General features: G+C 68.4%; 11 protein-coding genes. 7 read left to right on the top strand and 4 right to left on the bottom strand.

Features of this window, described 5'->3' with window-relative positions:
* Positions 1 to 138: 138 nt before the first annotated feature.
* From D3654_RS14045 to D3654_RS14015, 7 genes are all read left to right on the top strand, one after another.
* On the top strand, positions 139 to 1,104 hold the full coding sequence (locus D3654_RS14045; protein WP_120522107.1) for a DnaJ C-terminal domain-containing protein: 966 nt from the start codon (positions 139 to 141) through the stop codon (positions 1,102 to 1,104).
* Between the two features lie 9 nt (positions 1,105 to 1,113).
* Entirely contained in the window at positions 1,114 to 1,530 is a 417-nt protein-coding gene (locus tag D3654_RS14040; RefSeq protein ID WP_120522106.1) for a heat shock protein transcriptional repressor HspR, read from the top strand.
* 84 nt (positions 1,531 to 1,614) lie between these two features.
* On the top strand, positions 1,615 to 1,950 hold the full coding sequence (locus D3654_RS14035) for a hypothetical protein (RefSeq protein WP_120522105.1): 336 nt from the start codon (positions 1,615 to 1,617) through the stop codon (positions 1,948 to 1,950).
* 194 nt (positions 1,951 to 2,144) lie between these two features.
* The gene (locus D3654_RS14030; protein WP_120522104.1) at positions 2,145 to 3,083 is read left to right on the top strand and encodes a sugar phosphate isomerase/epimerase family protein; all 939 of its coding nucleotides are present in this window, start codon (positions 2,145 to 2,147) and stop codon (positions 3,081 to 3,083) included.
* 8 nt (positions 3,084 to 3,091) lie between these two features.
* Positions 3,092 to 4,072: a 3-hydroxyacyl-CoA dehydrogenase family protein gene (locus tag D3654_RS14025; protein ID WP_120522103.1), complete on the top strand. Its 981-nt coding sequence runs from the start codon at positions 3,092 to 3,094 to the stop codon at positions 4,070 to 4,072.
* A gap of 26 nt (positions 4,073 to 4,098) precedes the next feature.
* A complete protein-coding gene (locus tag D3654_RS14020) occupies positions 4,099 to 4,887 on the top strand; it encodes an SDR family NAD(P)-dependent oxidoreductase (protein ID WP_120522102.1) in 789 nt (262 codons plus the stop codon).
* A gap of 211 nt (positions 4,888 to 5,098) precedes the next feature.
* Positions 5,099 to 6,463, top strand: coding sequence for an MFS transporter (locus D3654_RS14015; protein WP_120522101.1), 1,365 nt, complete (start codon positions 5,099 to 5,101; stop codon positions 6,461 to 6,463).
* A gap of 82 nt (positions 6,464 to 6,545) precedes the next feature.
* Here the strand turns inward: D3654_RS14015 and D3654_RS14010 are convergent, their stop codons facing one another.
* From D3654_RS14010 to D3654_RS13995, 4 genes are read right to left on the bottom strand one after another with little or no spacing between them, the layout of a single operon-like run.
* Positions 6,546 to 7,265 (bottom strand): GntR family transcriptional regulator, encoded by a 720-nt coding sequence (locus D3654_RS14010; protein WP_120522100.1) that lies wholly within the window; start codon positions 7,263 to 7,265, stop codon positions 6,546 to 6,548.
* Positions 7,258 to 8,118, bottom strand: coding sequence for a triose-phosphate isomerase family protein (locus D3654_RS14005; RefSeq protein WP_245413242.1), 861 nt, complete (start codon positions 8,116 to 8,118; stop codon positions 7,258 to 7,260). The genes D3654_RS14010 and D3654_RS14005 overlap by 8 nt, the downstream gene beginning before the upstream one ends.
* Before the next feature lie 2 nt (positions 8,119 to 8,120).
* Positions 8,121 to 8,579: a ribose-5-phosphate isomerase gene (locus tag D3654_RS14000; RefSeq protein ID WP_120522098.1), complete on the bottom strand. Its 459-nt coding sequence runs from the start codon at positions 8,577 to 8,579 to the stop codon at positions 8,121 to 8,123.
* Positions 8,580 to 8,614: 35 nt separating this feature from the next.
* Complete coding sequence (locus tag D3654_RS13995) at positions 8,615 to 10,363, bottom strand: dihydroxyacetone kinase family protein (RefSeq protein WP_120522097.1); 1,749 nt, start codon at positions 10,361 to 10,363, stop codon at positions 8,615 to 8,617.
* Between the last annotated feature and the right edge of the window lie 54 nt (positions 10,364 to 10,417).

The following is a 10,417-nucleotide window of genomic DNA, read 5'->3' as shown; positions in this document are numbered from 1 at the left end:
GCATAGGCCCCGGGAGTGGCATCGGGCCTGCCGAAGCGTGGGCGGCTCGGGTCCGCAAGGACCGAGCCGCCCACGCGAAGGGGCGGGGGCCTATGCTCTGCGTAGCGCAACAGTAAGCAGCAATGAAAGGACACACACTTGGCAAGCCAGGACTGGGTTGAGAAGGATTTCTACGCGATCCTTGGTGTGGCCAAGGACGCCTCCGACGCCGATATCAAGAAGGCGTACCGCAAGCTGGCGCGCCAGTACCACCCGGACACCAACGCCGGGGATGCTGCCGCGGAGAAGAAGTTCAAGGACATCTCCGAGGCGTACTCGGTGCTGTCCGTCGCGGAAGACCGCCAGCAGTACGATGCCATCCGGGCCATGGGCGGCGCCCGCTTCGCTCCCGGTGCGGGAGGTCGTGGCGGCCCCGCGAACGGCGGCTTCGAGGACCTCTTCGGCGGCCTGTTCGGCGGTGCCCGCCAGCCTGCCGGTGCCGGCAACATCCCGCCCGAATTCGCGGACCTGTTCGGTGGCGGTTTCGGCGGCGGCCAGACCGGCTTCCAGCGCACCCCGCAGAAGGGCTCGGACCGCACCGCCACCACCAGCATTTCCTTCAAGGGCTCCATCCAGGGCACCACGGTGAGCCTGCGCGAAAACAACGGCAACGTCATCGACGTCAAGATCCCTGCCGGCATCAAGGACGGCCAGAAGGTCCGCCAGCGCGGCAAGGGCAACCCCGGCGCGGCGGGCAATGGTGACCTGATCATCACGGTCAGCGTTAAGCCCCATGATTTCTTCATCCGAGACGGCGACAACATCCGTGTCCACGTCCCGGTCACCTTCCCGGAAGCCGCGCTCGGCGGCGAGATCGAGGTGCCTACGCTCGACGGCAGCCACGTGAAGCTCCGCGTCCCTGCCGGCACCAATTCCGGCCGGACGCTCCGGGTCAAGGGCCGCGGCGTCCACACCTCCAAGGGGGAGGGCGACCTGCTTGTGACGGTCGACGTCGTCGTTCCCCAGAACCTGCCGAAGGACGCCGAGGAGGCCGTGAAGGCCTTCGCCGAGGCGACTGCGGACGCCAACCCGCGCCAAGACCTGGCCGCCAAGGCCAGGCTGTAGGAGCCCGCCATGGGTATCGACGTCAACCAGCCGATTTTCGTCATTTCCGTGGCGGCGGAGCTGGCTGACATGCACCCGCAGACGTTGCGCCAGTACGACCGCCTGGGCATCGTTTCGCCCAGCCGCGCCCCCGGAAAATCGCGGCGCTACTCCCAGCGCGACGTCGACCGCCTGCGTGAGGTGCAGCGGCTGTCCCATGAAGGCGTTTCGCTGGAGGGCATAAAGCGCATCATGCAGCTGGAGAACCAGGTTGCCGCGCTGCAGCACCGTGTGGCGGAGCTGACAGAAGAGCTTGCCCGACGCCGGGATCCCCTCGATGCGCGGATTTTCGCCGCAGGAGCGGCTGGCGACGTCGTCAGCCTGGCCCGCGGCCAGCGTCCCCGCCCGCGGTCCCAAGCCGTGGTGGTCTGGCGCCCGCGGGACTGAGTTGCCGTCCGGGCGGCGCACGCAGTTCGCTTTCCCTCAGGCATCCCTGCGTACAATCGACTCAAACCGACAACTTGAGGGACCATGAAAAAACTCACCACTGTTCTGCTCGCCGCCGGGCTCCTTGTCTCGGCCTCCGCCTGCACCGCGCCGGAGCTGTCCACGAAGGAAACCTGCGAGCGCCTCAACCTTGTTGTGTCGAACCCCGGAACGGGCAAGGCTGCGATGAACCGCATCGCCAACGCCCTGCGCCCCCTTGAGGCCGTGGCGTCCGAGGAACTCCAGCCGTCGCTCAAGGCGCTCCTGGAATACGCCGACGAATCCGCCAAGCAGAACCCGGACGAGGCGAAGCTCGGCGAGCTCACCGAGGAGTACCAGAAGGCCGGTGCCAGGTTCAGCGAACTCTGCAGCGGAGCCTGATCCATGGCCTTGTAGCCGCACTCGGAAAGTTCCCCGCCCCGTCTTTGGACGAGGCGGGGATTTTTCGTTAAGGGCGGGGCCGCTTCCGGAAACCACCGCCGAGAAAGTGCCGGTTGACGCAATCACTATTTCCTATAGGATATTTTGTGGGCAGCATCACAGGGCCCACTGATCCACAAGCGCAACGGAGCACTATGCCAATCGAGCAGCCCCCTTACACGGCCGAGACCTGGCCCATCGCCACGTGCCTGCACGGCTTCCGTACCGTCGGCCGCGACGGCACCGCCATGCACGACGCCCCGGCTGAGGTCTGGGATGACATGTTCGCCCAAGTGGCCGACGTCGGATTCACCCTCGCGGAGCTGGCCGACAGCCACGTCCGCCCCGCCGACCTTGAAGCTTCCCGGCGCGACGAATTCCTCGCCGTCGCGCAGTCCCACGGCGTCGGCATCCCCTCCGTGCACCTGCAGCGGCAGAGCGTGATCATGCCGGGCCACGAGGAACGCAACCTCGACTACGCCCACCGCACCATCGACGCCGCCGCCGAATGGGGCATGGAAGTCTTCTCCACCGGCCTGCACCAGCCCTTCAGCCGGGCACAGCGCGAGGCCCTGTGGTTCTGGACGGCCGAGGGGCCGAAGGATCCGGACGACCGCGAAATGTGGGACACCGCTGTCCGCCGCATCCGCGAACTCGGCAAGCACGCCGCCGAGCTCGGGCTCATCATGTCCCTGGAAGTGTACGAAGACACCTACCTCGGCACCGCGGACAGCGCCGTTCGCTTCATTGAAGACGTCGGGCTGGAGAACGTCGGCCTCAACCCGGACGTCGCCAACCTCATCCGCCTGCACCGCCCGGTGGAGGACTGGCGGGAGCTGTACGACAAGACGCTTCCGTACGCCAACTACTGGCACGTCAAGAACTACACCCGGGACGAAGCCGCGGACGGCAGCTGGGCCACCTCGGTGCCGTCGACCATGGAAATGGGGCTGATCAACTACCGCCAGGTCTTCCGCGACGCGGTGGCCGCCGGCTTCAACGGCATCATCCTCGCCGAACACTACGGCGGAGACAGCCTCGGCGTCTGCGCCACCAACCAGAAATACATCCGCACACTGCTCCCCAAAGCCTAGGAGGCATCATGAGTGAGCTGACCATCGCCGTCGTCGGTTCCGGATACATGGGCGGAGGCATCGCCCAGGTGCTCGCCCTGTCCGGCGCGACCGTCCGGATCGCCGACGTCTCCGAGGAGGTGGCGCGGAAGAACTACGAGCGCCTGCTCGAGGAAGCCCGGCAGTTTGTCGCCGACGGGCTTTTCCCCGACGACGCCGTCGCCCGCCTCGAGGCGAACCTCTCGCCCTCCGCTTCTATCGAGGAAGCCGTAGCGGACGCCGACTTCATCGAAGAGGCCGTGCCCGAGAAGCTCGAGATCAAGCACGCGACGCTGCGCCGGATAAGCGCCGCGGCCCGGCCGGACGCCGTCATCGGGTCCAACACCTCGACCATCCTGATCGCGTCGCTGGCCGAAGCGGTGGAACGCCCGGAACGCTTCCTTGGCGTCCACTTCTCCAACCCGGCCCCGTTTATCCCGGGCGTGGAACTCATCCCGCATCCGGGCACGGACGAGGCGGTGCTGCCGCTCGTGGAACGGATAGTCGCCGCCACCGGCAAGGAATCCGCAAGGGTCAAGGATGCCACGGGGTTTGTGCTCAACCGGCTGCAGTACGCCCTCTTCCACGAGGCCACGCAGATCGTGGAGGAAGGCATTGCCAGCCCCGAGGACATCGACACGATCGTGCGCACCACCTTCGGGTTCCGGCTGCCGTTCTTCGGCCCTTTCGCCATCGCTGACATGGCAGGCCTGGACGTCTACTCCTTCTGCTACTCCTCGCTGCAGACCCGCTGGCCCGAACGCTTCGCGACTCCAGAGTCCCTCAAGGAACTGGTGGACGCCGGGAAGTTCGGCACCAAGACCGGAGCCGGCTACCTGGACGTTCCCGCCGAGCGCACCCCCGAACTGGTCGCCTACCGCAACAAGGCCTACGTGGCCATGCAGCGCCTGATCGACGAACTCGGCCCCGCCCCGGTCCACCCGGCTCCCGCAGCTTCCGCCGCCAACTGACACCGCCACCTCAACCGAAGGACACCATGATCGATTTCGCACCAAGCCCCGCCTTCCCTGCCGAGCGCAGCGTCATCCTCACCGGTGCCGCGTCGCCGCGCGGCATCGGCCGCTACGCCGCGCACTACCTCGCCGAGCGCGGCTGGAACGTCGGCATCCTGGACCTGGACGCCGAGGCTGCCAAGGCCGTGGCCAAAGACATTGCCGAGAAGCACGGCGTCGTAGCAGCCGGCGCCGGCGCGAACGTTGCCGACGAAGCACAGGTCCGGGCCGCCTTTGACGAACTCGAAGCCGAGCTGCCGCAGCTCGTGGCCGTCGTGAACCTGGCCGGCGTCTCCTCCCCGGTCCCGTACCTTGAGGTGTCCGCCGAGGAGTGGCACCGGGTCATCGACATCAACCTCCACGGCGTCCATCACTCCACCAAGCGCGCGGTCGAGACCATGGTGCGCAACGGCGTCGGGCGCGTGGTGAACCTTTCCTCCGTCTCAGCGCAGCGCGGCGGCGGCACCTTCAGCAAGACCGCCTACTCGGCTGCCAAAGCCGGTGTCCTCGGCCTGACGCGCAGCCTGGCCCGCGAACTCGGACACCACGGCGTCACCGTCAACGCCGTCTCGCCCGGCCCGATCGACACCGACATCATGGGCGGCACCCTCACCGACGAGCGCAAGGCGAAGATGGCGGCCGACGGCGTGCTGCCGCGCATCGGCACCCCGCGGGACATCGCCGCGGCCATCCACTACCTCATCGGCGAGGACGCCGGATTCGTGACGGGCCAGACCCTGAACGTTGACGGCGGCCTCTACATGCACGGATGAGCGCCCGCCGCTGGTCGGCCGGGAGGATCGTCTTCCTCCTCGTCGGCCTGGCCCTGGTGGTCTTCGGCGTCGCCCAGATCGCCCCGGCCCTCATCCAGTAGCCCTGTCCCCGTAGCACCCAGTCCACGCAACCCTGTCGCACGAGTTCCGCAGCACCCAACCATCGCACGTACCCACCCAACCCAACGCATCCACTCAAAGGAGAGCGGACATGTCCTCATCCACGCAGGTCATCGACGTACTCAGTACCAGTCCCGTGCTCAAGACGGCCATCAAGAAGGCCGCGAAGCATCTCATGCCGATGCTCATCATCCTGTACTTCGTGGCGTTCCTCGACCGCACCAACGTCGGCTTCGCCGAGGCTGCGCTCAAGGTCGACCGCGGCGTCTCCGACGGTGCCTTCGCGCTCGGCGCCGGCATCTTCTTCATCGGCTACGCAATCTTTGAAATCCCCTCGAACCTGCTCCTGAAGAAGTTCGGCGCCAAGTTCTGGCTGGCCCGCATCGCCGTCACCTGGGGCATCACCGCGTCGGCCTTCGCATTCGTCACTGACGAGACGATGTTCATCATCCTGCGCTTCCTGCTCGGCGTGACCGAGGCCGGCCTCTTCCCGGGCGTCATCATGTACCTGGCCGCCTGGTTCCCGAACAAGGTGCGCGTGCAGATGTTCGCCCTGTTCTACCTGGCCCAACCGTTCTCGCAGATGCTGGGCGCCCCGCTCTCCGGAGGGCTGATCGCTCTTGGCGGGGCCACTGCCTGGCACGGCTGGCAAGTGATGTTCTTCGTCGAAGGCATGCTTGCCGTCGTCGCCGGTGTCGCCGCCCTCTACTTCCTGATCAACTCGCCGCAGGACGCGAAGTTCCTCAACGCCGAGGAGAAGGAAGCCCTCGAAACCACCATGGCCGCCGAGGACGCCGTCCGCACCGAGGACGGCCCCAACGGGATCTGGGCCGCGATGGCCAACTGGAAGGTCTGGTACTTCACGGTCATCTACTTCTGCCTCCAGATCGCCGTGTACGGCACCACCTTCTACCTCCCGCAGCAGGTCGCCTCGCTGCTGGGCAAGAAGGTCGGCTGGGAGGTGGGCGTGGTCTCCGCGATCCCGTGGCTCGTGGGACTGTTCGTCTGCTACTTCGCCGGCCGGGCCGCCAACACCGTGCTGCGCCGCCGCAACTGGGGCACCCTCTGCTACCTGTCGACCGGCGTCTTCATCCTCGGCTCCGCCTGGGCCGGCGCCAACGGCCAGCCGATCCTCGGCATCGCCTGCATCACCTTCGCCGTGGCCAGCTTCCTCACGGTCGGCCCGATCACCTGGGCCTACCCGACGGCGTTCCTCACCGGTTCCGCGGCGGCCGCGGGCATCGGCCTGATCAACTCCCTGGGCAACCTCGGCGGCTTCGTGGCCCCGATCATGCGCACCAGCATCAATGCATCGGTGCCCACCCCGAGCGGGGCCTGGGGCGTTGTCTCCCTCGGCGTGTTCGCCTTCCTCGCAGCGGCCATGCTGTTCTCCACGAAGTTCTTCAAGGGCGCCAAGTCGGACCAGCTGCTCGACAACTCGACTGTCGGCCACTGATCCCCACCGCGTAAGGGATTACGACGGCGGCCGGTCACCCGAAAGGGTGGCCGGCCGTTGTGCGTGTACTAATGGAATCGTGTCAGCGCGCGGCGGTGTCGTGCCGGGCACGCTCGCGGACCTTCTCGATGTGGTCGCGCATCGCGGCGGCCGCGGCGTCGCCGTCGCCGTTGCGCAGCGCATCAAGGATCAGTCCGTGCTCGATCACGGCATCCGGGGCGTCGGTGACGCCGGCGTTGACCGTCTGGCGCATGCGGTGCACCCGGATCGAGATGTCCTCGGACATGTCCAGCAGGAAGGGGTTCCGGGTGCCTTCGAAGATGAGGTGGTGGAACTGCCAGTCGACGGCGAAGTATTCGCGCAGCAGGTCAACCGGCGCCGGTCCGCCGGCTGCGAAGGCCCTGCGCACCTTTTCGCCGAGTTCGCGCTGCTTCTCGAGGGTGGCGTCCAGTTCGGGCACGACGTCGGCGGCGTGGCCGGCGGCCAGCTCCGTGGCCCCGCATTCGAGCACGAGCCGGGCGTCGAACAGGGCCTCCAGCTGGCCGCTGTGGATCGGCGGGGCCACACGGTAGCCCTTGAGTGCTTCACGGGTCACAAGGCCGGTGCGTTCGAGCTGTACGAGGGCTTCGCGGACGGGAGTGGGGGAGACCTTGAGGTCGCGGGCGATGACGTCGATCGACAGCCGGGTGCCCGGGGCGATGTCCGAGGTCATGAGCATGTTGAGGATGAGCTCATAGACGCTGTCGCGCAATCCCTTGCGCTGCGGGGTGTGTCCCGCAAGGGGATATACGGTCTCAGACATCGGTTCCTCCTGCACCGATGCTATCAGCGGGGATGGTGCCGCTCCCGGCGCGGGACGGCTTGTGACCGGCGATGTTGCTCACCTCGTCGAGGATGGCGGCAACGGCGGCCGGGTCGTGGGCGAAGCGGCCCAGGAACAGTCCGTCCACCGCATGTCCGATCCGGCTGAGCAGCCCCGGCCCCGCGCTGCCGCCGTAGATGACGGCGGAGCCGGCGTGGGCGGGCAAGCCGCGGAGGTGCGCCCGCAGGGCCGTGCAGACTGCGGTGATGTGCTCCGGGGCCGCGGGTTCCGGGGCGCCGATCGCCCAGTGCGGTTCGTAGGCGACAACGATCCGGCCGGACAAGCCGGACGCCCCGGCCGAGGCCAGGGCGTGGTCAAGCTGCCGGATGCATTCCGCGGCGGCGGCGGGGGGTTCACCGAGTTCGGCTTCGCCCAGGCAAAGCAAGGGAACCAGCCCCGCGCGCAGGGCCGCCGCGGTTTTGGCGCGGACCGCGGCATCGTCCTCACCGAAAAGGCGTCGCCGCTCGGCATGGCCGATCTCGGCCAGTTCACAGCCCAGCTCGGCGGCCTGGGGACCGCTGACTTCACCGGTGAACGCCCCCGAATCCTCGGCGGCGAGGTCCTGCACGCCCACCATCGCGGCGCCGTCGGGCCCGTCCAGGGCACCGAACACGTCCAACGCTCCGGGCACGGAGAGGAAGCCGGGCACCACGAAGAGGGCGGCGTCCCCGCCGCGGACGGCCGGGTGGGTCCTGGCGATCTCAGCCACGGCCCGGCACCACTCCAAGGTGCGGGCATGGCTGAAGTACATCTTGGTGCTTGCGCCGATCAGGAAGCGCGGAAAACCGGCCACGCTCAGACGCCTTCGTAGCTGCAGATCTCGCGGACCTTGTCGTTGGAGGCGCTGGCGGGGTCGAAGACGTAGCCGAGCCATTCGCGCACGTTGCGGCGGGCCTGCTCGATGCCGACCACCCGCTGGCCCATGCACAGGATCTGGGCGTCGTTGGAGAGGATGCTGCGTTCCACCGAGAAGCTGTCGTGGGCGGTGACCGCCCGGATGCCCTTGACCTTGTTCGCGGCGATCGCGACGCCGAGACCGGTGCCGCAGATCAGGATGGCCCGGTCGGCGTCGCCGCGGGCGACCATCTCCGCAGCTGCTGTGGCGACCGCCGGGTAATTGGTGTGGCCGTCCGCAGCCACGCCGACGTCGGCCACCGAGGTGACGGCGGCGTTGCCTTCGAGGTCGCGCTTGATGATTTCCTTGTAGTCGAATCCGGCGTCGTCCGAGCCGACGACGATGCGCCAGGGGGTCATGTCTCTCCTTGGGTGATGGCTGTATCAGGCGGTGGTCAGGCCGAGGCGGCCGCGGACTCGAGGACCGCGTGGACGCGGCGGGCGATGAGGGCAAGGGAGACGGCGCCCGGATCCGGGACGCCGAGCGACTTCTCCCCGTGGGTGCGGGCGCGGCCCATGCCGGGAAGAAGGTCCGCGGTTGCCTCGGCGGCGGCCGTCGCGGCGTCCGCGGCGGCAAGCCAGGCTTCCGAGAGGCTGTCTCCGGCGCTGACGCGGGCAGCGAGGGTGTCGGCGAACGGCACCAGCGAATCCACGAGGGTCTTGTCTCCCACGGACGCCTTGCCGTAGGCCATCACGGCGTCCTTCGCGGCGGAGATTCCACCGGCGATCCGCCCGGCCGTGGCCTGTTCGGCGTCGCCGAGGTGCTCGCCCACCGTCCGCAGGATGAGCCCCCAGATGGCGCCCGAGGTGCCTCCGGCGCGGTTGGACCATTCGTTGCCGGCCCGTTCGAGCAGGGTTCGGGCGCCGGCGCCGCGGGCGGCCAGGGAAGACGCGACGGCGGACGCTGCGGCGGTGCCGCGCTGCATGCCGATGCCGTGGTCGCCGTCGCCGGCGATCGCATCGATCCGGCCGAGCTCGTCGGCCGCCTCGTCGATGGCCATGCGCATCGCCTCGAGGGAGGCCGCGATGCGGGCGGCTGCACGCCGGGAGTCTTCGCCGGATTCGGGGAGGGTGTCCTCCTCGGCCGGCCGCGCACCGTCGTCGTCTGCCACTTGCTGGAGGGAAGCGGGGTCGACGGCGCCGGTCCGGAAGGCGGGCGTATCCGCGGGCGCGAGCCAGAGCCGTTCCAGTTCCTCGTCGAGCCAAAAGAGGGTGAGCGACACCCCGGCCATGTCGAAGCTGGTGCAGAATTCGCCCACCTGCGGGTCCACGATCTCCACGCCGGCCTCCTCCAGGAGTTCGGCCACGCGGGCGAAGACCACGAACAGTTCCTCGCTCTTGACCGAGCCGAGCCCGTTGAGCACCGGAACCACGCGGGCGCCGCGGGCCGTGATTCCCTCCGGGAGTTCCGCGCCGCCGAGGAGGTGCCGGATGAACAGTTCGGCGAGGCCATCGGCGCTGGGGATGTCCGTCAGTTCGATGCCCGGCTCGCCGTGGATCCCGAGGCCGATGGCCATCCGGCCCTCGGGGACGGTGAACAGCGGGGCCTCGGCGCCGGGCAGGGTGCAGCCGGAGAAGGCGACCCCCATGGTGCGGGTGCGGGCGTTGGCAGCCCGGGCGACCCGTTCGACGTCGTCGATTCCGTAGCCTGCCGCGGCGGCGGCGCCGGCGGTCTTGAAGACGGTGAGGTCGCCGGCGATCCCGCGGCGCCTGTGCTGCTCGGCGGGCGGGGCGCTGAAGATGTCGTCGGTGACCAGGACCGTGCGGCAGTCGATGCCGTCCTTCCGGACCGCTTCCTGGGCGGCACCGAAATGGAGGACGTCGCCGGCGTAGTTGCCGAAGGTGAGGAGGACGCCGCGGCCCTGCTCGCTGGCGCGCACCACCGATTCCACCTGCTGCGCGGAGGGCGAGGCGAAGAGCTGGCCCATCGCGGAGCCGTGCGCCAGTCCCGGCCCGACGAGCCCGCCGAATGCAGGGTAATGGCCGGAGCCGCCGCCGATGACGACCGCCACCTCGGGCTCGGTGGAACGCGTGGAGCGGGAAACCCCGCCCGGGACACGGCGGACCCAGCGTCCGTTGGCACGCACGAAGCCGCCCACCACGTCGTCAGCGAATGAAGCGGGGTCGTTCCAGAGCCGGGTCATCAGGTTTCCTCATCGTCGAGAGCCAAACATCTTTCCTATAGGATATTGGGAGAG

The organism is Arthrobacter celericrescens (genome assembly GCF_003614925.1).
Taxonomy (GTDB): domain Bacteria; phylum Actinomycetota; class Actinomycetes; order Actinomycetales; family Micrococcaceae; genus Arthrobacter; species Arthrobacter celericrescens.
Note: the sequence above shows the minus strand (reverse complement) of the source record. Positions and strands in the feature narration are given on the sequence as shown.